This is a genomic window from Kineococcus rubinsiae, from assembly GCF_011839805.1.
GTDB lineage: Bacteria > Actinomycetota > Actinomycetes > Actinomycetales > Kineococcaceae > Kineococcus > Kineococcus rubinsiae.
The window spans coordinates 1-23,490 of sequence record NZ_VWPY01000014.1; the positions used below are offsets into that span (position 1 = coordinate 1).

The 23,490-nt window shown below is 74.2% G+C and carries 22 protein-coding genes and 1 pseudogene; 2 read left to right on the forward strand and 21 right to left on the reverse strand.

What is annotated here, in order from left to right; genetic code table 11:
- The 10 genes and pseudogenes from F1544_RS09530 to F1544_RS09575 form a co-directional block, all read right to left on the reverse strand.
- Positions 1 to 182, reverse strand: a pseudogene (locus tag F1544_RS09530) (MFS transporter); the annotation flags it as partial.
- Positions 179 to 1,450: an MFS transporter gene (locus F1544_RS09535; RefSeq protein ID WP_167584644.1), complete on the reverse strand. Its 1,272-nt coding sequence runs from the start codon at positions 1,448 to 1,450 to the stop codon at positions 179 to 181. The pseudogene F1544_RS09530 and the gene F1544_RS09535, both read right to left, overlap by 4 nt.
- 49 nt (positions 1,451 to 1,499) lie before the next feature.
- Positions 1,500 to 2,180, reverse strand: a complete 681-nt coding sequence (locus F1544_RS09540; RefSeq protein ID WP_167584646.1) for a PIG-L family deacetylase — start codon at positions 2,178 to 2,180, stop codon at positions 1,500 to 1,502.
- A gap of 68 nt (positions 2,181 to 2,248) precedes the next feature.
- A complete protein-coding gene (locus tag F1544_RS09545; protein WP_208971598.1) occupies positions 2,249 to 2,581 on the reverse strand; it encodes a putative quinol monooxygenase in 333 nt (110 codons plus the stop codon).
- The gene (locus tag F1544_RS09550; protein WP_167584648.1) at positions 2,578 to 3,750 is read right to left on the reverse strand and encodes a levoglucosan dehydrogenase; all 1,173 of its coding nucleotides are present in this window, start codon (positions 3,748 to 3,750) and stop codon (positions 2,578 to 2,580) included. The genes F1544_RS09545 and F1544_RS09550 overlap by 4 nt, the downstream gene beginning before the upstream one ends.
- 57 nt (positions 3,751 to 3,807) lie before the next feature.
- Entirely contained in the window at positions 3,808 to 4,635 is an 828-nt protein-coding gene (locus F1544_RS09555) for a sugar phosphate isomerase/epimerase family protein (RefSeq protein ID WP_167584650.1), read from the reverse strand.
- A 40-nt stretch (positions 4,636 to 4,675) separates the two neighbouring features.
- Complete coding sequence (locus tag F1544_RS09560) at positions 4,676 to 5,644, reverse strand: ABC transporter permease (protein ID WP_167584652.1); 969 nt, start codon at positions 5,642 to 5,644, stop codon at positions 4,676 to 4,678.
- Complete coding sequence (locus F1544_RS09565) at positions 5,641 to 7,125, reverse strand: sugar ABC transporter ATP-binding protein (protein ID WP_167584748.1); 1,485 nt, start codon at positions 7,123 to 7,125, stop codon at positions 5,641 to 5,643. The genes F1544_RS09560 and F1544_RS09565 overlap by 4 nt, the downstream gene beginning before the upstream one ends.
- Positions 7,126 to 7,232: 107 nt before the next feature.
- Positions 7,233 to 8,393 (reverse strand): substrate-binding domain-containing protein, encoded by a 1,161-nt coding sequence (locus F1544_RS09570; RefSeq protein ID WP_167584654.1) that lies wholly within the window; start codon positions 8,391 to 8,393, stop codon positions 7,233 to 7,235.
- Positions 8,394 to 8,788: 395 nt separating this feature from the next.
- Positions 8,789 to 9,832, reverse strand: coding sequence for a LacI family DNA-binding transcriptional regulator (locus tag F1544_RS09575; RefSeq protein ID WP_208971600.1), 1,044 nt, complete (start codon positions 9,830 to 9,832; stop codon positions 8,789 to 8,791).
- Between the two features lie 166 nt (positions 9,833 to 9,998).
- Here F1544_RS09575 and F1544_RS09580 point away from each other — a divergent pair, with 166 nt between their 5' ends.
- Positions 9,999 to 10,358 carry a hypothetical protein gene (locus F1544_RS09580; RefSeq protein WP_167584658.1) on the forward strand — a complete coding sequence of 120 codons (360 nt, stop codon included), beginning with the start codon at positions 9,999 to 10,001 and terminating at the stop codon, positions 10,356 to 10,358.
- An 18-nt stretch (positions 10,359 to 10,376) separates the two neighbouring features.
- Here F1544_RS09580 and F1544_RS09585 read toward each other — a convergent pair whose 3' ends face one another.
- From F1544_RS09585 to F1544_RS09625, 9 genes are all read right to left on the reverse strand, one after another.
- Positions 10,377 to 11,231, reverse strand: coding sequence for a universal stress protein (locus F1544_RS09585; RefSeq protein ID WP_167584660.1), 855 nt, complete (start codon positions 11,229 to 11,231; stop codon positions 10,377 to 10,379).
- A 151-nt stretch (positions 11,232 to 11,382) separates the two neighbouring features.
- The gene (locus F1544_RS24245) at positions 11,383 to 12,282 is read right to left on the reverse strand and encodes an ABC transporter permease (protein WP_167584662.1); all 900 of its coding nucleotides are present in this window, start codon (positions 12,280 to 12,282) and stop codon (positions 11,383 to 11,385) included.
- The gene (locus F1544_RS09595) at positions 12,279 to 13,211 is read right to left on the reverse strand and encodes an ABC transporter permease (protein WP_167584664.1); all 933 of its coding nucleotides are present in this window, start codon (positions 13,209 to 13,211) and stop codon (positions 12,279 to 12,281) included. The genes F1544_RS24245 and F1544_RS09595 overlap by 4 nt, the downstream gene beginning before the upstream one ends.
- Positions 13,211 to 14,401: a polyamine ABC transporter substrate-binding protein gene (locus F1544_RS09600; protein ID WP_208971601.1), complete on the reverse strand. Its 1,191-nt coding sequence runs from the start codon at positions 14,399 to 14,401 to the stop codon at positions 13,211 to 13,213. Before F1544_RS09600 ends, F1544_RS09595 begins: the two co-directional genes overlap by 1 nt.
- A 77-nt stretch (positions 14,402 to 14,478) precedes the next feature.
- Entirely contained in the window at positions 14,479 to 15,609 is a 1,131-nt protein-coding gene (locus F1544_RS09605; protein ID WP_167584666.1) for an ABC transporter ATP-binding protein, read from the reverse strand.
- Entirely contained in the window at positions 15,606 to 17,297 is a 1,692-nt protein-coding gene (locus F1544_RS09610; protein WP_208971602.1) for an amidohydrolase, read from the reverse strand. Before F1544_RS09610 ends, F1544_RS09605 begins: the two co-directional genes overlap by 4 nt.
- Positions 17,298 to 17,435: 138 nt before the next feature.
- The gene (locus F1544_RS09615; protein ID WP_208971603.1) at positions 17,436 to 18,854 is read right to left on the reverse strand and encodes an NAD(P)/FAD-dependent oxidoreductase; all 1,419 of its coding nucleotides are present in this window, start codon (positions 18,852 to 18,854) and stop codon (positions 17,436 to 17,438) included.
- Entirely contained in the window at positions 18,839 to 20,233 is a 1,395-nt protein-coding gene (locus F1544_RS09620) for an aspartate aminotransferase family protein (protein WP_167584668.1), read from the reverse strand. The genes F1544_RS09615 and F1544_RS09620 overlap by 16 nt, the downstream gene beginning before the upstream one ends.
- On the reverse strand, positions 20,230 to 20,697 hold the full coding sequence (locus tag F1544_RS09625; RefSeq protein WP_308469978.1) for an Lrp/AsnC family transcriptional regulator: 468 nt from the start codon (positions 20,695 to 20,697) through the stop codon (positions 20,230 to 20,232). Before F1544_RS09625 ends, F1544_RS09620 begins: the two co-directional genes overlap by 4 nt.
- 149 nt (positions 20,698 to 20,846) lie before the next feature.
- Here F1544_RS09625 and F1544_RS09630 point away from each other — a divergent pair, with 149 nt between their 5' ends.
- Positions 20,847 to 22,235 carry an NAD(P)/FAD-dependent oxidoreductase gene (locus F1544_RS09630; protein ID WP_308469979.1) on the forward strand — a complete coding sequence of 463 codons (1,389 nt, stop codon included), beginning with the start codon at positions 20,847 to 20,849 and terminating at the stop codon, positions 22,233 to 22,235.
- Between the two features lie 30 nt (positions 22,236 to 22,265).
- Here the strand turns inward: F1544_RS09630 and F1544_RS09635 are convergent, their stop codons facing one another.
- Positions 22,266 to 22,946 (reverse strand): SDR family NAD(P)-dependent oxidoreductase, encoded by a 681-nt coding sequence (locus F1544_RS09635; protein ID WP_167584670.1) that lies wholly within the window; start codon positions 22,944 to 22,946, stop codon positions 22,266 to 22,268.
- Between the two features lie 41 nt (positions 22,947 to 22,987).
- Positions 22,988 to 23,443 carry a MarR family winged helix-turn-helix transcriptional regulator gene (locus F1544_RS24250; RefSeq protein WP_167584672.1) on the reverse strand — a complete coding sequence of 152 codons (456 nt, stop codon included), beginning with the start codon at positions 23,441 to 23,443 and terminating at the stop codon, positions 22,988 to 22,990.
- Positions 23,444 to 23,490 lie beyond the last annotated feature (47 nt).

Genomic DNA, 23,490 nt, shown 5'->3' on the forward strand with positions numbered 1-23,490 from the left:
GGCAGCGCCCCCGCGACCTGGCCGATGCCCAGCAGGGCGACGACGAGGGCGGCGGTCGCGACCGGGGCCCCGAGCTCGCGCGCGCTGAGCGGCAGGACGGGCAGCAGCGCGCCCTGGCTGACGCTGAACAGGGCGGCCGGGGCGTAGACCGCGGCGAGGGTGCGCCACGGGACGGCCCTCACGCGGGGTCGCCGGCGGTGGGACGGTCGGCGGCGCCGCGCAGCGTCCGGCCGAACACGACCGCACCGAGGCCCGCGAGCACGACGACGAGCAGCGCGAGGCGCAGGCCGACGGCGTCGGAGACGACCCCGACGATGAGCGGCGACGCGAGCAGGCCCAGGCGCAGCAGCCAGTTCGACACGGCGAGCCCGAGGCCGTGCGGCAGCCCGGGCACCTCGTCGGCGGCCTGGAACACGGCCGGCACGAGGGTCGCGACGCCGAGCCCGGCGAGGGCGAAGCCCACCAGCGTCAGCGGCACGGACGGCAGGGCGAGCGCCGCGCCCATGCCGACCGCGGCGAGCAGGCCCCCGGTGCGCACGACGCGCCGCTGCCCGAACCGGTCCACGACGCGGTCCCCCGTCAGGCGTCCCACCGTCATGGCCACGGACAGGGCGACGTAGCCGAGGCCCGCGACCGCCGGCCCGGCCGCGAGGTCGGTGCGCAGGTAGAGCGTGCTCCACGAGGACCCGGCGTCCTCCACGAACACCCCGCAGGCGGCCAGCAGCCCCAGGACGGCGAGCGCCGCGACGGCGGGGCGGCGCGAGCCGCGCGCCGGACGGCCTCCGGTCGCTCCCCCGTCCACCACCGCGGCCGCAGCACCGTCCCCATCGTCGTGGCCGGCTCCCTCGGCCTGGCCGACCCCGTCGTCCTGGTCGCGCCCGCGCAGCAACCACCGGTGGGCGAGGAGCGCGACGACGCTGAACACGACGGCCGATCCGCCGAGGTGCCAGCCCAGCGGCAGGCCGAGCCCCGCGGCGGCCGAGCCGAGGAGGCCGCCGGTGACCGAGCCCAGGCTCCACACGCCGTGGAACGCGTTGAGGATCGAGCGGCCGAAGCGGCGCTGGACGCGCAGCCCGTGGGCGTTCTGCGCGACGTCGACGATCGCGTCGAGCGCCCCGGAGACCAGCAGCACGGCGGCGAGCGCCCACCAGCCCGGGGCGACGGCCACGCAGGCCAGCGCGGCGGACAGGAGCACGAGACCGGACGAGGCCAGCCGGGCCGAGCCGAACCGCCGGATCAGCGCGGCGGAGGTCAGGCCCGCGAGCAGCGACCCGAGCGGGACCGCGGCCAGCGCCGCGCCCAGGGCCCCGTTGCTCAGGTCGAGCGCCGCCTTCACCTCGGGCACCCGCGGCACGAGGTTGGCGTAGAGGACGGCGTTGACGAAGAAGCAGGCGCCGACCGCGACGCGGGCGCGCCGCAGCTCCACGTCCGGTGCGGTGGCGGTGCTCACGGGTCCCAGGGTCGCAGGGCGGGGATCGCCCGCCGACGCGCGCCCGCGCTCAGGCGAGACCGTGCCAGCGGCTCTCGTCGCTGGTGCGGCGCAGCGCGAACGGCCCGGGCACGGACAGCTGGCCGATCCCGTAGCGGCCGGCCGCGTGGTCGACGCGCGCGTACTCGTCGCACGCCGCGAGGTAGCGGGTCCTCGGGGCGTGCTCGGTGCTCAGCGCCGGGCGCGGGGTGGGCGCGTCCCACTCGTCGGGCTTGACGTAGAACCGCACCTCCCCCGTGATCGCGGGCGCCAGGTCGCGCAGGGCCGCACCGAGGGCGGCGTGGTCGCGGTGCGCGTCGGTCCACGTGGTGGTGCAGAACCGCCCCGCCGGGAACAGCCCGGCCCACGTCCCGACCACGGTGCGGGCGAGCTCCGGGGTCAGCGCGCCGTCGACGCAGTGCGCGAGGAACACCTGCTCCTCGGGCACCCCGAGGGCCGCGCAGGCCGCGAGGAACTCCCGGTCGCGGGCGGCGGAGAACTCCGCCACGCCCAGCCCCGTGAAGGCCCGCGCCCCCGACGCGCGGCCGTCGGTCACGAGGACCACCACGACGTGGAGGCCGTCGGCGACGGCCCGCTCGACGGCGGGGCCCATCGCGAGGGTCTCGTCGTCGGCGTGGGGGGCGAGGACGACGACGGGGGCGACGACGCCCTCCGGCGCCGCCAGGGACTGCGTCCGCACGGTGACCGGCACGCCCCGGACGCTAGCGGGTCGGGTGCCGCTGGGTGACCGGCGACCGGGTCGCCGGGGCGGCCGCCACGTCAGACGGGGAGCAACCGCCGCACGTGGACGGGTTCCCGGAGGTCCGGTGCCAGCGCGCTCAGCAGGTCGCCCACGCGGGCACCGGTGTCGTGCCGCCTCCACGCGGCCTCGTCCTCCCACTCCTCGTAGAGCACGAAGGTGGTCTCGTCCTCCTCGTCGCGGTGGACGCGGTACTGGCGGCAGCCCGGCTCCCCCCGGCTGAGCACGGCCAGTTCGCGCAGCAGCACCAGGACCTGCTCGGCGCGACCGGGTCGCGCCCGCAGCTCCGGTACGAGGACGAACCCCGGGCCGACCGGCTCGAGGCACGTGCTCGTCGACGCCGGCTCGCTCACCCGTCGACCCGGGGCACGCTGGTCCACGCGCCCGTGGTCGCGGAGGTGAGCACCGCCTCGTCCACCAGAGCCGCCTGGTAGCCGTCCTTGAAGCTCGGGCTCACCGAGCCGCCGCTGACGACGGCGCTGAAGAAGTCGTACGCCTCGATGATCTTCGTCTCGCCGTAGCCGATGCCGAGCGCGGGGATCGGCCACAGCCCCTCTCCGTAGGGGGTGTTGGGCCCGGTGTAGACCGTGCGGAAGCCGCGGCGGTCGTCGCCGTCAGCCGCGAAGCACACCTGCAGCTCGTCGCGACGTTCGTAGTTGAAGACGATCGAGCCCTCGGTCCCGTGGATCTCGAAGGTGAGGAAGTTGTTGCGGCCCCAAGCGTTGCGGGTCGCCTCGATCGAGCCGACGGCCCCCCCCTCGAACCGCAGCAGCGTCATGACCTCGTCGTCGACGTCCACGTCACCGCGCGGGCCTGCGCCACCTCGCTCGCCGCCCAGGCTGTCGGCGCCGCCGGACTGCAGCGGACGGGTGGGGACGAACGTGGAGACCAGCGCGTTCACGCTCGCGATCTCGCCGACGAGGTGGCGCGCGAGGTCGACGACGTGGCTGCCGATGTCGCCGACCGCCCCGGAACCGGCGATGTCCTTGCGGAAGCGCCAGGACAGCGGGGCGTCCGGGTGGGCGCTCCAGTCCTGCAGGTAGGTCCCGCGGAAGTTGAGGACCCGGCCGATGGCGCCCTCCTCGATGTACTTCTTCGCCAGGGCGACGGCCGGTGTGCGGCGGTAGTTGAACGCCACCATGTGCACGGTCCCGGCGTCCTTCACCGCGTTCCACATGGCCGCGGCCTCGGCCGTCGTCCGGGCCAGCGGCTTCTCGCAGATGATGTGCTTGCCCGCCCGGGCGGCGGCGATGGCGATCTCGGCGTGCAGGTGGTTGGGGGTGGCGATGTCGACGACGTCGACGTCGGGGTCCTCGACGACCTCCCGCCAGTCCCCGGTCGACCGCTCGAACCCGAACCGCTGGGCGGCCTGCGCCGCCAGCGCCTCGTCCGACTCGGCGATGATGGACCGGACGGGCAGTGCCGGGGCGGGCCAGAAGAACATGGGCATGGCCGCGTAGGCCAGGGAGTGGGCCTTGCCCATGAAGCCGCCGCCGATGAGGCCGACGTTGAGGGTGCGCACGGTGGTCCTCCAAGGAGTCGTGGGTCGTGAGAGTGGTCGTGAGGAGTGGGGTGGTGCTCAGGCGCGGTCGGACAGCAGCCGGTCCAGACGTTCCTTGCTGATGGCCGCGGCCCGCGCCGGATCACCGTCGTAGTCGTCCAGCTCCACCACGAGCCAGCTGTCGTAGCCCGACTCGCGCACGGCGGCGAGGATGTCGGGCAGGTCGAGGACGCCTTCGCCCAGGGGGAGGAACGCGAACGGCTCGGGTCGGAAGTCCTTCAGGTGGACGTGCCGGATCCGCTCCGGGTACGCGCCGATGAGCGCGGCGGGATCACCACCGCCGGCGGCCAGGTGCGCGGTGTCCGGGCACAGGCCGATCCGCGTGACCTGCAGCAGGCGGTGGAGCTGCGCCGGGCTCTCCACGATGGTGGACAGGTGCGGGTGGTAGCTGGCTTCCAGGCCGTGCGCCTCGGCGATCTCGCAGACCCTGTCCAGGGCGCTGCCGAGCCGGTCGTAGTCGCTGTCGAGGACGCCCGCGGCGCGGGTCCCACCGCCACCGACGACGAGGCGTCCGGCCCCGAACGTCGCCGCCAGTTCGGCCGCCCGGGTGATCCGGGCCAGCTCGTCGGGCAGGACGTCGGCGTAGACGAAGTTGGCGCCGGTGTAGACGCTGACCAGTTCCACGCCCGCACCGGTGAGCAGGTCCCGCAGCGCCTCGGGGCGCTCCGCGAAGTCGACCAGGTTCCCGTCGAACATCTCGACGCCCTCGTACCCGGCGGCGCCGATGTCGCGGATCGCCTGCTCCATGGAACCGCCGGCGCGGTAGAAGAGGTCCTTGATGCTGGTGACGCCGCTGGCGTGGCCGGCGACACCACCCCAGGTGATGGTGTGGTACGCGAGTCGCACTGCAGTTCCTCCGGGGGTCGGGGGGAGTGAGGACGTGTGGTCACTTCTTCCGGGCGAGGGCGACGGCGAGGATGATGATCACGCCGCGCACGACCTGCTGCTGGCTGGAGTCCAGGCCGGCCAGGATGAGGCCGTTGTTGATGAGTCCGATGAGGAGAGCACCCGTGAGCGTGCCCACCACGGAACCGGCGCCACCGAAGAGGCTCGTGCCGCCGAGGATCACCGCGGCGATGGCCGACAGCTCGTCCCCCGCGCCCCACTGGAAGCGGCCGGACTCGAGCCGCCCGGCGTAGAGCATGCCCGCCACGGAGGCCACCAGACCCGACAGCAGCATGACGGTGAAGGTGATGCGCCGGGTGCTCACCCCGGTGAACCGGGCTGCGGTGCGGTTGCCGCCGGTGGCGAGCACCTGACGCCCGAACCTCGTCCTGCGCAGGACGATCGAACCGGCGGCGACGAAGAGGAGGCTCCACACCAGCAGCCCGGGGACCGGGCCGACGTCGCCACCCCCGAACACCAGGTTGAAGGTGTCGTCGAGGATGGGTTGCGGCGCCGACGCGGTGATCCACTGCGCGAGACCGGCGGCCACGCCGAGCATGCCCAGGGTCACCAGGAAGGAGGGGATGCCCAGCAGGCTGACGAGGGCTCCGTTGAGGGCCCCGATGACGGCTCCGACCAGCAGACCGGCGAGGACGCCGACCACCACACCGTGCTGGGCGATCGCCATGGCGGCGCAGACCGACGCGAGGCCGGCCACCGACCCCACGCTGAGGTCGATCTGCGCGCAGGCGATGACGAAGGTCATGCCGACCGCGATGACGGTGATCGTCGCCGTCTGCCGGAAGATGTTCAGCAGGTTATTCGGCGACAGGAACCCCTCGTCGCGCAGCAGCACGGCGAAGAAGGCGAAGACGACCACGAAGCCGATGTAGATGACGTAGCGCCGCCAGTCGAGGCGGTGCCTCACGGCGTCCGTCGCGGTGGCCCTGCGGACGGCGGTGGTGCTCATGACGTTGCTCCTTGGACGGCTAGTTCGAGGAACTCCTCGTCGGCGATCTGCTCACGCGAGTACTCGCCGGCGATGGTCCCGTCGCGGATGATCAGCACCCGGTCGCTGACGGCGAGGAGTTCCGGGTACTCGGAGGAGATGACGATGACGCCCTTGCCGGCGGCGGCGAGGGTGCGGATCATCGTCACGATCTCGTTCTTGGTGCCGATGTCGATCCCCGCGGTCGGCTCGTCGAGGATGAGCACGTCGGGGTCGGTGCCCATCCACTTCGCCAGCACGACCTTCTGCTGGTTCCCGCCGGACAGCAGGCTCACCGGGCGTGCGGGGTCGGCGACCTTGACGGCGAAGCGGCGGATGAGGTCGGCGGACCGCTCGCGGGCGCGGCGGGCGTGCAGCAGCGGGCCGCGCCTGAGCTCGCCGAGCACCGGCAGCAGCAGGTTGTCGGCCACGGAGTGCTCCAGCACCAGCCCCTGCTCGCGACGGTCCTCGGGGATCAGCGCGAGCCCGGCCGCGATCGCCTTCCTCGGTGAGCTCAGGTCGGCCCTGCGGCCGCGGACGCTGATCTCGCCGGACGTCACCTCGTCGATGCCGAAGAGGGCTCGAGCCAGTTCGCTGCGTCCGCTGCCCATGAGCCCGGCCAGACCGATGACCTCCCCGGCGTGCAGGGTGAAGGAGACGTCGCGGACCTTCGGTGGTGCGTGCACGGCGTGGGCCTGCAGCAAGACGGCTCCGAGCCCGGCACCGTCGACCTGCCGGTGGACCGGCTGACCGTCCAGCGCCTTGCCGACGATGCCCTCGACGATCTGCTCGGGCGTGATCTCGCTGAGCGGCCGGGTCAGGAGCCGGGTCCCGTCGCGCAGGACGGTGATCCGGTCGGCGATCCGGTAGACCTCCTCCATGCGGTGGGAGATGTAGACGACGGCGATCCCTCGCGCGGCCAGGCGCCGGATCAGCGCGAACAGCGCCTCGCTCTCCTGGCGCGCCAGGCTGGCGGTCGGCTCGTCCATGATGAGGACGCGGGCGTCCTGCGCGAGGGCCTTGGCGATCTCGGTGAGCTGCCGGTAGGCGGTGCTCAGGTCACCGACGACGGCGCGCGGATCGACGTCGACCCCCATCTCCTCGAGGACCGCCCCCGCGGCGGCGACCGCAGCCCGGTCGTCGATGAGGCGGCTGCGGCGCAGCGGTTCCGCGCCCAGGAAGATGTTCTGCGCCACCGTCAGACTCGGGACGAGGCTGAACTCCTGGAAGACCATGCCGATGCCGGCGGCCCGCGCGTCGTGGATCGAGCTGATCTCCACGCGTCGCCCGTCGACGGCGATGGTCCCCTCGTCCGCGGGGTGCACGCCCTGGAGGACCTTCATCAGGGTCGACTTGCCGGCACCGTTGCCGCCGGCGAGGGCGTGGACCTCGCCGCGGGCGAGGTCGAAGTCGACGCCGCGCAGCACCGGGACGCCCCCGAAGCTCTTGCGGATGCCGCTCATGAGGACGGCCGGCTCACCGCCGCGGACCTGCGTAGCCGTGCCGTCGTCCGCGCGCGCTGCTCCGGGCACGTCGGTGCTCCTCTCGTCTCCGTCGGTGGGGGGCCGGGTCACTTCTCGACGGAGTTCTGCAGCTCTGCGGGGGCGTCCTGGTGGTAGACCTGCTTCCAGGCCTGCAGGACGTTGTCGTGGGTGACGGGCAGCCCGCTCAGGGCCACGTAGGGCGGCGCCTGCTTGCCGACGAAGGCCCCCGCGGCCAGGTTCGCCTCGGTGATCGCCTGGTCGAAGGGCACCTGCGCACCCAGACCGACCACGAGCTCGTCCTGCGCGAGGGCGATGGCGACGTTGGTGCCCAGGTCCTGGGTCGCGACCTTCAGGTCGCCGCGCCCGGAGGCGCGGGCGGCGGCCAGCACACCCTCGGCGGGGACGTCCCAGACGGCCCAGATGCCCGCGAGGTCGGGGTGCTTGGCCAGCATCGCGTTGGCTGCACCCTGCGCGTCCCCGGCGAAGTCGGGACCGGCGATGCCCTGGTCCTCGACCACCGTCATGTCGGGGTAGTCCTCCCGCAGGGTGCGGGTGAAGCCCTCGTAGCGCTGCTGCGTGGCGAAGAAGTCGGCCTCGTGGTGGATGACGCCGATCTCGCCCCGGCCGCCGGTGGCCTTGGCCAGGAGGTGCGCGGAGATGACCCCGTTGCCCAGGTTGTCCGCCGAGACGACCGAGACGTAGTCCTCGCCGGCCACCAGCCCCTGCGGCGCGTTGTCCATGAACACGAGCTTCACGCCGGCCGCGGCGACCTTCTCGTAGGCCGCCGCGGTGGCCACCGGGTCGGTGGGGATGGAGACGATGATGTCCGGGTCCTTGGTCATGACGGTCTCCAGGTCCGAGACCTGCTTGTCCGGCTTGAAGTTGGCGTCGGTGGTGGCGACGACCTCGATCCCCAGCTGCGAGAAGCGCTCTCGCAGGCCGGCGATCTGCGCGTTGGCCCAGTCGTTGCCGCCGTAGTGCATGACGATCGCGGCCTTGAGGTGGAGTTCGCGGACCTGCGCGACCTCCGCGTCGGTGAGGTCGGCGCTGCTCGCCGGTGCCGGCTCCTCGCCGTGCGGGCCCTTCGAGAGCACCGTTCCGGCGACGGCCGCCAGGGCGCGGTCCGCCCCGGCCGCGACGGCGGGGTCGACCTGGCTCGTGCTGCTGCTCGCGGACGTGCAGCCCCCGAGCGCGAGCGCGGTCGTGGTCAGCAGTGCGGCGGCGATGGACGTCCTCGTCCTGCGCATGTGTCGTCTCCTCGTGTCGTGCCGGGCGCCGGTGCCCCCGTGCGAGCGGTGGCCCCGGATGCTCCGGGGCGTCCTGCGTCGACGGGCGGCTGCGGGGGTCTCCCGCGGTCCTCGTTCCGCCCGCGGTGGCCGACCACCCGTGGGAGGTGCGACACCGCGGCGGACCTCGTCCGTCAGCGCTGCCGTGCGCCGCCGCCGTCCGTCGTGACGCCTACCGTGAACGGTAACAGTGGCCTCGTCAAGGGGTGTGAGACGGATCACATTCAAGGAGCTGGAGCAGGCTGGACGAGGAGACCACCGAGCGAGCACAGTGGACGCGGCCGACAGCGGAGAACCCCGGCACGGGGTGCCGGAGCGCCGCCAGGGGTGCGCGCGCGCCCCTGCCGGCGCGCTCCTCAGCCCCGGGGGCCGGCGGTGGAGGCGCGGACCACCAGGGTCGGGGCCCTCGGCGGTTCCTCCTGCAGCAGAGCGCTGGTGGCGTCGTCGAGCAGGTCCAGGGAGGCGCGGGCCAGCTCGGCGAAGTCCTGGCGGACGGTGCTCAGCGGCGGGTAGAAGAAGTCCGCACCCTCGACGTCGTCGTAGCCGATCACGCTGACGTCCTCGGGCACCCGCACGCCGACCTCGGCGAAGACCCTGAGCAGGCCCAGAGCCATGTGGTCGCTCGCGGCGAAGATGGCCGTGGGCAGCCCCTCCTCGACGAGGGTGTGGCCGAGGTCGTAGGCGTAGGCGGGGCTCCAGTCGCTCTCGAACCACCGCTCGCTCGACAGGCCTGCCTCGTCCATCTCCGCCGCCCAGCCGCGCAGGCGGACCCGCCCGTCGAACCAGTCCTGCGACCCCGCCACGTGGAGGATGTCCGAGTGCCCCGAGCGGATCAGGTGCTGGGTGGCCATCCGCGCACCCAGCTCCTGGTTCTCACCCGAGACGAGCACGCCCGGGGTGGAGACCTCACCGGCGGCGATGAGGACCAGCGGGACGCGGGTCCGGTAGGCCCGCACCTGCGCGGCGGCCGCCACCAGGGGGGCGATGACGACGACGCCGTGCACGCCCATCTCCTCCAGGTTCCGCAGGGCCGCGGGGACGGAGACGCCGTACGGCTCGCGGATGGTGACGACGGCGCACGTCAGCCCCTTGGCCCGCGCGGCCGCCTCGAGGGCCATCAGCGTGCTGGCGGGTCCGAGGCGGGGCGAGCCGTCGGTGACGATGCCCAGGGTCCCGGAGCGGTTGGTCGCGAGGTTGCGGGCGGTGAGGTTGCGCCGGTACCCGAGCTCCTCGATGGCCGCGAGCACCTTCGACCTCGTGGCCGGCGCCACGTCCGGGAGGTCGTTGAGCACCCGCGAGACCGTCTGGTGCGAGACGCCGGCGACCCGCGCGACGTCGCGGAGGCCGGGGTGCCGGGTCCCGCCGCCGCCCGGGACGCGAACCTGCCCTGCCGCCTTCACCATGTGGTCCTCGCTCGTCGACGGGGTCGTGCCCGCGCGACCACCCGGTCCGCAGACCGTGGTGCGCGCGGCACCAGCAGATCATGCCGGGGCGACGGCGGGGCGCGGGGCCGGTCGGCAGGGCCGGAGCTCGAACACGCGTTCGAGTCCGTGCCATCCTGGCGGGGTGGCAGGCGGGCGCTGGAGCAGGTCGTACGAGGAGCGCTACCGCGCGGCCCGGGCCCGCGGCGAGCCCTCCCCCTTCGCCGAGGCGGAGCAGGCGCTGGCCCGCCGGGCCGGTGGTCCCCCTCAGACCACCGGTCCGGGCCGCGGGCCCACGGCGGAACCCGAGCGCAGCGTCGGCCGCCACTGCTGGGTCCAGGGCCCCGCGGAGGACCCCGGGCCCTTCCCCGGCCTCCTCCTCGCCTGGCGGCGGGGACCGGACGGCTGGCTCGGCCGCGTCGCCTACGTCCTGCTCGACGAGCACGTGCGCCCGGTCCTCATCGACACCTGGGTGCCCGCGTCGTCGCTGCGGCCCGCCACCTGACGGGCCGCCTCGGACGGATCAGCTGCGCTGCAGCGTCCTGGTGCCGACGACGTCGGGCAGGACGACGGTGCGCACGGACGCGGGGACGAGCACGACCGGCGCGCGCAGGGTCCGCATCGGCACGTCGTGCGGGTCGACCCCGCCGACGACGACGAGGTCCCCGACGGTCACGCGGTGCGCCAGCACGTCGCCCAGCTGACCCTCGGCGATGTCGGCGCGGATGGAGCGCCGGGCGACGGGCGCGACGACCTGACCGGCGCGCTGGTGGCGCTGCGCGGCGAGCAGGTGCCGGCGGCGGCGCTCGTCGTCGTGGTCGGGGTAGCGCAGCGGGTTCAGCGACCACGTGGTCAGCACCCGGACCTGCAGCCCGGAGGCCTGGGCCCGCAGCAGCGCCCACTCGGCCACCGCGTCGTCCTCGCTGGAGACCAGCAGCAGCCGGCGGGCGGGCGAGACGACGGCCTGGGGCCCCACGAGCACCAGCGGTACCGGCGAGTGGGGCACGCACTCGCGCACCACGTGACCGGTGCCGGGACCGATCGGCCCCACGCGCCGGCCGACGCCGAGGACGAGCGCGTCGCTCGTCGCCGCGGCCATCAGCAGCGCCACGTGGGCGGTCCCGGTCACGCACGACGTCGTGACGGCCGGGGCCCGTCCGGGCAGGTGGCGCAGCTCCTCCGCCAGCGCCGGCCCGAGGGCCTCCGAGGGCAGCGCCTCGTGCAGGGGGGCGGGCAGCGTCGTGCGGTGCGGCGGGTCCACCGCGACGACGTGGACGCTGCGCCCCGTCGCGGCCCCGTCCACCAGCGCCCAGCGCAGGGCGCGCCGCGACGCTCCCGACCCCGAGAAACCCACCGTCGTGCGACCTCGAGCCTGCATCGCCACCGCCTCCTCGCGGCCGGGACCGGAGCGCGCCGTTCCGCTCCTGCAGGCATGGTCCGCCTGCAAGCGCGCCGGGACAAGACGGCGGGCGTCGCGACCTCTCCGGTCGGCTCCCGCCGCTCGACTCGTGCCGGCCGACTCTCGCCGGTCAGCCCCCGCCGGTGAGGGTGCGGGCGACGTCGGTCGCGGAGTCCCCCGAGCGCCGCAGGACGAGGGCGACCACGGCGAGGCTCACCAGGGTCAGCACCAGCATCAGCGTGGAGACCGCGGCGATCTCCGGGCGCAGCGCGGCCCGCAGCGCCGACAGGACGTAGACGGGCCACGGGGTTCCCCCGGGCAGCTGCACGAAGCTCGCGACGATGGTGTTGTCCAGGCTCAGCGTGAACGCCATCAGCCCGCCCGCCAGGACGCCCGGCGCCGCCAGCGGCAGCGTGATGTCGCGGAACCGCGCCCACGGCGTCGCGTAGAGGTCCGCCGCGGCCTCCTCCAGCGAGGCGTCCATCCCGGACACGCGCGCCCGCACGATGAACGTGACCACGGCGGTCGAGAGCACCGAGTGCGCGATCACGAGGCGCACGAGGCCGTTGCCGAACAGGGGGAGGCCGGCGTCGGAGTCGAGGGACACGAACCAGCCCAGCAGCGAGATCGCGTCCACGATCTCCGGCGTGACCAGCGTCAGGCCGAGCAGGAGCGTCAGCAGCCCCGCCCAACGCCCGCCGCGACGGGCCAGCGCCAGCCCCGCGAGGGAACCGATGACCGCCGAGAGCAGGGCCGCGCCCACGGCCGCCTTCACCGACGTCGCGATCGCCCCGCGGATCACGGGACGGTCCAGACCGGCGGCGTAGCTGCTGAACCCGAACCCCTGCCAGGAGGTCAGCAGGCGGCCCGTGTTGAACGAGTAGACGACGATGACCGCGATCGGCAGGAACAGGAACACCAGGACCAGCGCGCCCCAGATCCCCAGCAGCGCCGAGGAGGTGCTGCGCCGCCGGCGGGCGGGGGCCGGCGCCGCGCGGCGCGTGCCGGGACGGTCGTCGAGCGCGGTCACGAGCGGCCTCCCGCGGGCGCCGGCACCCGGGCGGACGCCACGGCCGGCAGGTCGACCCGCCGGCCCCGGCGCACCGCGGTGCGCACGAGCAGCGCCACCGCCGCCGCGACGAGGACGGTGACCGCGATGAACACCACGAGCAGGACGGCCATCGCGGAGCCGAGGGCCCAGTTCTGCGCGGTCTGGAACTGGCTGGCGACGAGCTGGCCGACCATGTTGCCCTTCGCGCCCCCGAGGACGGTGGCGGTCACGTAGTCGCCCATGAGGGGCACGAACACCAGCAGGCACCCCGCGGCGATCCCCGGGAACGCGAGCGGCAGCGTGACCGACGTCAGGGTCCGCCAGCGGCCCGCGCCGAGGTCGCGGCTGGCCTCGCGCAGCGACGCCGTCGTGCGCTCCAGCGCCACGTAGCAGGGCAGCACCATGAGCGGCAGGTAGTTGTAGACGACGCCGAGCTGGACGGCGCCCCGCGTGTAGAGGACCTGCAGCGGGTCGTCCCGCAACCCGAGCGCCTGCAGCCCCGAGGACACGAACCCCTCGGGGCTGAGGGCGATCTGCCACCCCAGCGTGCGCACGAGGAAGTTCGTCCAGAACGGCACGAGCACCAGGGCGATCAGCAGGCCGCGCCAGCGCGTCGGCACCTTCACGGCGACCCAGTAGGCGAAGGGCAGCGCCACCACGAGGCAGATCGCCGTGCCCAGCAGCGCGATGCGCAGGGTGTTCCAGAACGTCGCCAGGAACGTGGCGTCCGCGGCCTCGCCGTAGCGCGCGAAGGACAGGACCTCGTTGGAGTGCGTGCCGAACAGTCCTGGCTTCTCCCCGAAGCTGTACCAGAACACCAGGGCGACGGGCGCGACGAAGAACGCCAGCAGGAACACCCACGCCGGCAGCGCCAGCGCCCCGTGGGGGGCGCGCAGCCGGCGCAGCATCAGGCGCCCGCCGCGGCGCGGATCTTGCCGAGGATGGCCACGATCGTCTCGTGGCCGTCGTTGAGGACGCTCGCGGTCAGCCGGGCCACGACCTCCTCGGAGGGGAAGACGAGCTCGGCGCGGTCGAGCCCCGCGGCCGTGGCCTTCGCCTCGATGTCCTTCAGGCCGGTGTTGTAGCCGATGTAGAGCAGCTCCTGGACGGAGGTGTCCACCTCGAGCACCTGGTCGATGAACGCGTACGCCGCGTCCGGGTGCTCGGCGCCGGCCGTGATGCACCAGTTGTCCATCCAGATGTTCGCCGTCGGCGTGGGGAAGACGTACTTCCACTTGTCCGGCTCGTTCGAGCCGTCGAGGCCGAGCCGCGCGTCCCCGTTCCAGCACTGCATGAGGGCGTACGTGGACTGCGCGATGGCGCTGCCGCCCGGGTTGGACTCGAACCCCTTCAGGTGCGGGGCGAGGTTCGCGACGAGGTAGTCCTCGCAGGCCTGCAGCTGCGCCGGGTCGGAGGTGTTCGGGTCGATCCCGTTCGCCGCGAGGTAGATGCAGGTGACCTCCCACGGGTCCTCGAGGATCGAGACGCTCCCGCTGGCCTCCTTCTGCGCGGCGTCGAGGAAGTCGGCCCAGGACGTCAGCTCGCGGCCGATGACGGTCGTGTCGTAGATGAACCCCGTCGTCCCCCAGTCCTTCGGGACGCTGTAGGTGTTGTCCGGGTCCCACGTCTGCCCGAGGTACTGCGGGTCGAGGTTGGCGAAGTTCGGCAGCTTGCTGCGGTCGAGCTCCGCGAGGAACCCGTTCGAGCCCATCTGCGGGATGAACAGACCCGTCGGCACGACGATGTCGTAGCCGCTCGCGCCCTTCGCGGCGACGAGCTTCGCGAGCATCTCCTCGTTGGAGCCGTAGCTGTCGATCTGCAGCGTCGGGCCGCCGCCCTCCTGGAACGCGCTCAGCACCTCCGGGGCGTCGTAGTCGGCCCAGGTGTAGATGTTCAGAGCGTCCTCGACCTTCCCGTCCGCCTCCGCCCCCGCCGAGGACGCGCTCGAACCGCCGTCGCCGCAGGCCGACAGCGCCCAGGCCGAGCCCGCGGCGGCCAGGCCGCCGAGGACGCTGCGCCGGCCGAGGCGCGTGCTCAGCCGGCGCGCGGTCTCCCGCGGCGCGAGCAGGGAGGCGGTGGGCGGGGGCTTGCGGGTCACGGGCGCTCCTGGGGTGGCGGGGTGGACGGCGTCAGGGGGAACGGCGTCAGGGGGGAACGAGGTCAGAGGGAGACGGGTCAGGCGGGGAAGACGTGCACCTGCTCGGGCGGGAACGAGAGCCAGACCTCGCTGCCGACGTGCGCGGGGACGGCCGCGTCCGCACCGCGGGGCGCGCGGGCGATGAGCTCCAGCCCGGAGCCCGTCACGACCACCCGCTGCACCACGTCGCCCAGGTGGGCGACCCCGGCGAGCGTCCCGCGCACGACGTTGGCACCGCCCCGGGGTTCGGCCGCCGTGACGGTGAGCGCCTCGGGGCGGATCGCGGCCAGGACGTCGCCGCCGGCGGCGGGGCCCGACCACGCGCGGGTGCTGGACACCGTGGCGTCGGCGCAGCGCAGCACGCCGGGCTGCACGACGGTGGCGGGCAGGAAGTTCTGCTTGCCGATGAACCCCGCGACGAACGCGCTGACGGGTTCGGAGTAGATGTCCTCGGGCGCCCCGAGCTGCTGCACGCGGCCGTCGAGCATGACCGCGATGCGGTCGCTCATCGACAGCGCCTCCTCCTGGTCGTGGGTGACGAACACGAACGTCGTCCCCAGCGAGGTCTGCAGCAGCTTCAGCTCGACCTGCATCTCCTCGCGCAGCTTGCGGTCCAGCGCGGAGAGGGGCTCGTCGAGCAGCAGGACCTGCGGCCGGTTCACGAGCGCGCGGGCGAGCGCGACGCGCTGCTGCTGTCCGCCCGAGAGCGCGGCGGGGGCGCGGGTGGCGAAGGCGCTCATGCGCACCATCTCCAGCGCCTCCCCCACCCGGCGCCGCACGTCGGCCTTCGGGGTGCGGCGCTGCCGCAGGCCGTAGGCGACGTTCTCGGCGACGCTCATGTGCGGGAACAGGGCGTAGGCCTGGAAGACGGTGTTCACGGGCCGCCGGTGCGCGGGGACGCCGACGACGGAGCGGCCCGCGATCTCGATGGTCCCCTCGTCGGGTTCCTCGAAGCCGGCGAGCATCCGCAGCAGGGTCGTCTTGCCGCAGCCCGAGGGCCCCAGCAGGGAGAGGAACTCCCCCGACCGCACGTCGAGGTCGACGCCCGCGACGGCCGTCGCGGCGCCGAAGCGCTTCACGACGCCGCGCAGCGCGACGGAACCCCCGGCCCCGACGAGGGACGGCGCGGGTACCGGAGCGGTCACGGTCACCGGGTCGAGGCTCGTCATCGGGGTCCTCCTGGGCTCGTCGCGTGCTGGTGGTCGTGGACGACGGCGCCGCCCACGACCGTCGTGTCCACCGACAGCTCGTGCAGCTCCGCGGCCGGCAGGTCGAACGGGTTCCCCGAGCAGACCGCCAGGTCGGCGACGGACCCCGGGCGCACCGCCCCGGCGTCGTCGTGGCGGTTGATCCAGGCCGACCCCGCCGTGTACGCGGACAGCGCCTCGGTCAGCGTCAGGACGTGCTGCGGCAGGAACGCCGGGACCTCGGGTTCCCCGGGCGGGCGGCGGGTCACGGCGACCGAGATGGCCTGCCACGGGTCGGGGGTGGAGACGGGCCAGTCGGAACCCATCACCAGGCGGGCGCCGCTGCGCAGCAGCCCGCCGAAGGGGTACTGCCACCCCGAGCGCTCGGGGCCGAGGAACGGCGTCGTGAGCTCGGACATCTGCGCGTCGTCGCAGGCCCACAGCGCCTGCGCGTTGGCCGCGACCCCGAGCTCCGCGAACCGCGGGACGTCGTCGGGGTGGACGACCTGCAGGTGGGCGAGGTGGTGCCGCCCGCCCCGCGAGGTGGGGGAGCGCCGGGCGGCCTCGACGGCGTCGAGGGCGTCGCGCGCGGCCCGGTCGCCGATGACGTGCACGTGGACGTCGAAGCCGGCGGCGTCGAGCGCGGGCACCGCGGCCAGCAGCAGGTCGCGGTCCAGGTGGGAGAGCCCCGAACCGGCGCTCGCGCAGCCGCAGCGGTCGAGGTAGGGCGAGAGCATCGACGCCGTCTGGTTCTCCGCGACCCCGTCGAGCATGATCTTGACGGTGGTGGCCCGGAACCGCCCGGTCCCCGCCGCCGCCCGGCGGGCCGCGAGACCCGCGACGACATCGTCCACGTCGGCGACCGCGTGACCCCGCGGCCACCACAGTGCCCCGACGACGCGGGCGGTGAGGGTCCCCGCCTCCTGCGCGGCCAGGTAGGCCCCGGTGGTGTCAGAGTGGCCCGCGTACTCCCCCACGATCGCGTCCTGCCAGCCCGTGATGCCCAGGGACAGCAGGTAGCGCTGCCCCTCGGCCAGACCGGCCGCCACGGTCGCGTCCGTCACGGGCGGCAGGAACCGGCCGACGAGGTCCATGGCCCCCTCGTGCAGGGTTCCCGTGGGCGTGCCGTCCGGGTCCCGCTCGATCCGGCCGTCCGGCGGGTCGGGAGTTCCCGCGTCGACCCCGGCCAGGCGCAGGGCGGCGGAACTCACCCAGGCGCCGTGGTGGTCGCGGTTGACGAGGTAGGCGGGACGCTCGCCGACGGCGGCGTCGAGGTCCTCGCGGCGGGGGGTCCCGCCCGGGAAGTCGGACATCGCCCAGCCGCCCCCGACGATCCAGTCGCCGGGCGTCGTGGCCGCGCGCTCCGCCAGCAGCTGCAGCGTCGCGGCCCGCCCGGACACCGCGGTCAGGTCGCAGCCGAGACGTTCGACGCCCCCCATGACGGGGTGCACGTGGGCGTCGGTGAAACCCGGGAGCAGCAGGCGCCCGGCGAGGTCGACGACCTCGGTGCGCGGCCCCGCGGGACCCGCGGCGGCCCGGACCTCGTCGTCGGTCCCGACGGCCACGACCCGGCCCGCCGAGACCGCGACCGCGGTGGCCGTGGGGTGCAGGGCGGAACCCGTGAACACGCGGCCCGAGTGCAGCAGCAGGTCGGCGGCGTCGTGCGGCACAGGCTGGCTCCCTCCGTCGTCGAACGGTTCGACTACGGTGGAACGTACCGACGAACAGGCGGTTGGACAACGGATTCCGGCGTCGATCGTGTAAACAACATCGGGTTCCGCGTGCGCCGCGGGGTCAGCGCGGCACGCTCAGTGCCCGGTCAGCCGCCCGAGGAGCCCACCGACCGGAGTTTCCCGCCCGCGGCGGCGCTCGGCCGCGTCCGCGGCGCGGGCGAGCACGAGGCCGGCGTTCACACCGGTCCAGCGCAGGGGTTCGGGTTCCCAGCGCGGCGACGTGTGACCGAACCACGGCAGGTCCAGCAGCGGGGTGCGCCGGCCCGCGACGGCGTCGGCGAGCGTGCGGCCCGCGAGGTTGGTCGTGGCCACCCCGTCCCCGACGTAGCCGCCCGCGCTCGCGAGCCCGGTGCGCGGGTCGTGGCGGACGCTCGCGTGCCAGTCGCGCGCGATGCCCAGCGGCCCGCCCCAGCTGTGGGTGAACCGGGCGTCGCCGATCGCGGGGAACAGTTCCCGCACCGTCTCGCGCAGGGCGTCGAAGACGCGGGGTTCCGCGTCGTGGTCGGGGCGGATCGATGACCCGAAGTGGTACGGCGCCCCGCGCCCGCCGAAGGCGAGCCGGTCGTCGGCGGTGCGCTGGCCGTAGACGATGACGTTGCGGAAGTCCGAGAACGTCTCCCCGCCCGCGAGGCCCGCGCGCTCCCAGAACGACGCGGGCAGCGGTTCCGTGGCCACCATGAGGGAGTAGACGGGCACGACGTCGCGGCGCGAGGACGGCAGCGTGCTGGTCCAGGCCTCGGTCGCGCGCACGGCGGAGCGGCAGCGCACGGTCCCCCGCTCGGTGCGCACCTCGCCGGGGGCGATGGCCGTGACGCGGGTGCCCTCGACGATGCGGCCCCCCGCGCGCTCGACGGCGCGGGCCAGGCCGCGCGCCAGCCGCAGCGGGTGCACGCGGGCGCAGTGCGGCGTGAAGGTCGCACCGAGCGCGCCGCTGATCCGCACCTTCTCGCACGCCTGCCGGGCGTCGAGGAACCGCACGCCCTCCGCGCCGCCGGCCGCCTCGTCGGCGTCCGCCTCCGCGTGGGCGCGCTGCAGCTGCGCGAGGGTGCGCGCGATGACGACCGTGCCGCCCTTGCGCCAGTGGCAGTCGATCCCCTCCGCCTCGACGACCCGCCCGACCTCGTCGACGGTCTCGCGCATGGCCCGGCGCATCGCCTGCGCCGCCGCGGCGCCGCTCTCGCGCGCCATGAGCTCGGCGCTCTGCGGGAACAGCGCCGAGACCCAGCCGCCGTTGCGGCCGCTGGCCCCGAAACCCGCCGTCTCGGCCTCCACCACCAGCACGTCGAGGCCGGGGTCGGCCTGCAGCAGGTAGTACGCGGTCCAGAGCCCCGTGTACCCGGCGCCGACGATGCAGACGTCGACCTGCTCGTCACCGTCCAGCGGGGTCCGCGGCGGCGCGGCCGCCTCCGCGGCGTCGAGGGTGTCGGCCCACACCGAGCGGGGGCCGCGCGCCGCGGTGGTCCGCTCGGCGGTCGCCGTCACAGCAGCGACCACGCGGTGCTCAGGACGCCGCGCAGCTTCTGCTCGATCTCGTCGAACTCCTTCGGACCGATGATCAGCGGCGGCGCGAGCTGGATGACGGGGTCGCCGCGGTCGTCGGCGCGGCAGTACAGGCCCGCCTCGAACAGCGCCGGCGACAGGTACCCGCGCAGCAGCCGCTCCGCCTCCTCGCCGCTGAACGTCTCCCGCGTCTGGCGGTCCTTGACGAGCTCGATGCCGTAGAAGAACCCGGCTCCGCGCACGTCGCCGACGATCGGCAGGTCCAGCAGCCGCTCGAGGGCCCCGCGGAACAGGGGCGCGTTCTCGTGGACGTGCTGGACGAGACCCTCGCGCTCGAAGATGTCGAGGTTGGCCATCGCCACGGCGCACGACACCGGGTGCCCGCCGAAGGTGTACCCGTGGGCGAAGGACGTGTCCCCGTGGGCGAACGGCTCGAACAGCCGCTCCGAGGCGATCATCGCCCCGAGCGGGGCGTACCCGGACGTCAGCCCCTTGGCGCACGTGATGATGTCGGGGACGTAATCGAAGTCCTCGCAGGCGAACAGCTCCCCGATCCGGCCGAAGGCGCAGATCGTCTCGTCGCTGACGAGGAGGACGTCGTGCTCGTCGCAGATCTCGCGCAGGCGCTCGAAGTAGCCGGGGGGCGGCGGGAAGCAGCCGCCCGCGTTCTGCACGGGCTCCACGAAGACGGCGGCGACGGTGTCGGCGCCCTCGAACTCGATGGCCTCACCGATCCGGTCGGCCGCCCAGCGGCCGAACGCCTTCGGGTCCTCGCGCAGGTGCTCGGGCGCCCGGTAGATGTTCGTGTTGGGCGCGCGGAAGCCGCCCGGCACCAGCGGCTCGAACGGCGCCTTGACCTCGGGGATGCCCGTGATGGACAGCGCGCCCGCCGTGGTGCCGTGGTAGGCGATGGCCCGGCTGATGACCTTGTGCTTCATCGGCTTGCCGACGAGCTTGTAGTACTGCTTGGCGAGCTTCCACGCGGCCTCGACGGCCTCGCCCCCGCCGGAGGTGAAGAACACCCGGTTCAGGTCGCCGGGCGCCTCGTGGGCGAGCCGCTCGGCGAGGTCGATCGCCGTGGGGTGCGCGTAGGACCACAGCGGGAAGAACGCGAGCTCCTGCGCCTGCTTCGACGCCGCCTCGGCCAGCTCGGTGCGGCCGTGGCCCACCTGCACGGTGAACAGCCCGGCGAGGCCGTCGAGGTACTGCTTGCCGGCGGCGTCGTAGACGTAGGCGCCCTCGCCCCGCGTGATGATCGGGACCTCGCCGCCGCCCTCGGAGAACGTGGAGTGGCGCGTGAAGTGCATCCACAGGTGGTCGCGGGCCGCGTCCGTGCGGGCGGTGCCGCGGGGGGTCACGTTCGCTGCGCTCATCGGGTTCCCCAGTTGTAGAGCTGCTTGCGCAGCTTCAGGTAGACGAAGGTCTCGGTGCCGACCACACCCGGGATCGCCCGGATCTTGGAGTTGATGACGTCGAGGAGGCCCTCGTCGTCCTCGCAGACCGCCTCGACGAGGATGTCGAAGCTGCCCGCCGTGATGACCACGTAGTCGATCTCCGCGACCTCGGCCAGGCGGTCGGCGATGATCCGGGTGTCGCCCTCGGCGCGGATGCCGATCATGGCCTGGCGCGCGAAGCCGACCTGGAGGGGATCGGTGACGGCGACGATCTGCATGACCCCGCCGTCCAGCAGGCGCTGCACCCGCTGGCGCACCGCGGCCTCGGAGAGGCCGACGGCCTTGCCGATGGCGGCGTAGGACATCCGCCCGTCCTCCTGCAGGACCTCCACGATCCGCTTCGAGACGTCGTCCAGGGCGGGAGCCGGGGTGCGGATCGTCACGGCGGCGATGCTAGCGGGCCGCGGAGGCCCCGGACAAGGGAATCCGTGGTTCGGAGGCCCCCGGACGACGGATCCGCTCTTGTGGACCCGTCCGCAGCACGGTAGAACTCGACCGGAACGCCACCGTCCACGACCACCGGGAGTCCCGCGTGCCGTTCCACCCCGTGCCCTCGGCCGCGGCCGAGGCCGCCCTCGCCGGCGCGCGACCCGTCTCCCCCTGGCTCGACGACCCCCGGCGCCCCGCTCCCCTGCCCCCGCTGCGCGGTGCCGCGCGGGCCGACCTCGCCGTCGTGGGCGGCGGGTACACGGGCCTCTGGACGGCGCTGCGGGCCAAGGAGCGCGACCCCGGCCGCGACGTCCTGCTGGTCGAGGGGGCGAGCACGGGCTGGGCCGCCTCGGGGCGCAACGGGGGCTTCGTCTCGGCGAGCCTGACCCACGGCCGCAGCAACGGCGAGCGGCACCTGCCGCGCGAGGTCGACCGCCTCGACGAGCTGGGGATGGAGAACCTCGACGGGATCGGCGCGACGGCCGCGCGCTACGGCTGGGACTGCGCGTGGGAGCGGACCGGCTCGCTGACGCTGGCGACCGAACCGCACCAGGTGGAGGAGCTGCGCGGGGAGGCGGGGTTCCTGGACGCCGCGGCGGTGCAGGCCGAGGTGCGCTCCCCGACCTACCTGGCGGGGGTCTGGAACCGGGACGACACGGCCCTGGTCAACCCCGCGCACCTGGTGTGGGAGCTGCGGCGCACCTGCCTGGAGCTCGGCGTGCGGATCGTGGAGGGCACGCCCGTGCGGCGGCTGTCCTCGGACGCCGCAGGCGTCCGGCTGCGCACCGACGGCGGCGTGGTCACGGCCGCCGCCGTCGCGCTGGGCACCAACGTGTTCCCGTCGCTGCTGAAGCGCTACCGCCTGCACACCGTCCCGGTCTACGACTACGTCCTCATGACGGAGCCGCTGAGCGCGGAGCAGCGGCGCTCCGTCGGCTGGGCGAACCGGCAGGGCCTGGACGACATGAACAACCAGTTCCACTACTACCGGCTCACGGCCGACGACCGGGTCCTGTTCGGCGGCTACGACGCGATCTACCACTACGGGCGGTCGCTGTCGGCCGCCCACGACCAGCGCGCGGAGTCGTTCCGCACGCTCGCGGCGCACTTCGGCCAGACGTTCCCGCAGCTGGACGGCGTGCGGTTCACGCACGCGTGGGGCGGGGCGATCGACACCTGCACGCGGTTCTTCCCGTTCTTCGGCACAGCCGCGAAGGGGCGGGTCGCGAGCGTCGCGGGGTTCACGGGGCTCGGCGTCGGGATGACGCGGTTCGCCGCGGACGTCCTCCTCGACCTGCTGGGCGGGGAGGCGACGGAGCGCACCGAGCTGGAGCTCGTGCGCTCGACCCCGCTGCCGTTCCCGCCGGAACCCCTGGCGTGGGCCGGGATCACGCTGACGACGAAGGCCCTCGTCCGCGCCGACCGGCGGCAGGGCCGCCGCGGCCCGTGGCTCGCCGCACTGGACGCCGCCGGTGTCGGCTTCGACTCCTGACGCCGCCCGGGAGGACGGAACCCGGCCGCCTCAGGAGGAGACGACGCCGCGCACGCGGTGACCCACCGCGATCGACTCCCCCGACACCGCGCCGGCCAGGGGCGAGGCCAGGAACGCGACGAGGTCGGCGATCTGCTCCGGGGAGGACTCGCCGCCGCGCCCGGCCTCGACCTCCGCCGCGGGCGTCGGGGTCACCGTGCCGGGGCTCACCGTGTTCACGGTGACGCCGGTACCGGCGACCTGGTCGGCGAGGTTCTTCGCGGTGATGATGAGCGCCGCGTTGCGCACCGAACCCGTGATGTTGCCGGTGAGGAAGGCGTTCTGCCCGCTGACGCCGACGACGCGGCCGTACCCGGCCTCCACCATGCCCGGCAGCACCTCGTTCGCCAGGCGCAGGAACGTCATCGCCTTCGCGTCGACCGCGCTCAGCACCTGCTCGGGGTCGGCGTTGCGGGCGGGGTCGAGGGTGCGGGCGCTCGGGGCCGCCGTGACGACCAGCACGTCGAGGCGGCCGTGCTCGCGCCGCACCTGCTCCACGGCCGCGCGCACCGACTCCGCGTCCTGGCCGTCCACGGCGATGCCGTCCTCGGGGTGGCGCGAGGCCGCGACCACGACGGCGCCCTCAGCGCGCAGCCGCGCGACCACGGCCCGGCCGATCAGGCCGGTGCCGCCCACCACCAGTGCCACGTGCTCGTCCAGTCCGAGGTCCACGCGGGCACGGTACCCGGGGCCCCGGTGCCCGACGGCGGGGGTCAGGACGGGGCGAGGCGGGTGATGACGTCGGTGAGGTGGCTGAAGAACCGCAGGACGGTGTCGCGCTCCCCGGCCGGCAGCGAAGCGCAGTAGTCGTCGATCGCGCCGATCACCGGGCCCCAGGCGTCCTCGGAGGCCTGCCGCGCCGCGTCGGTCTCGGTGACGGTGACGCGACGGCGGTCGACCGTGTCGCGCACCCGCCGCACGTGCCCGGCCCGCTCGAGGCGGTCGATCATCAGCGTCGCCGACGCCGTGCGGATCCCCAGCCGCCGCGCCAGCTCGGAGGGGCCCATGGGCCCGTGCTGGACGAGCTCGCCGATGGCCGACATGTCGTTGACGGTCATCCCCATGCGCTGGGCCATCCGCCCCGTGAGCTCGCGGGAGCCGGCGATCACGTCGCGCACGGCCAGGGTCGCGGGGTCGAGCCCCTCGAAGGGCTGGTGCGGCTGTTCCACGGACCCATCTCACCACGCCTTGCCACTAGGCCACCTAGTCGCTAGTT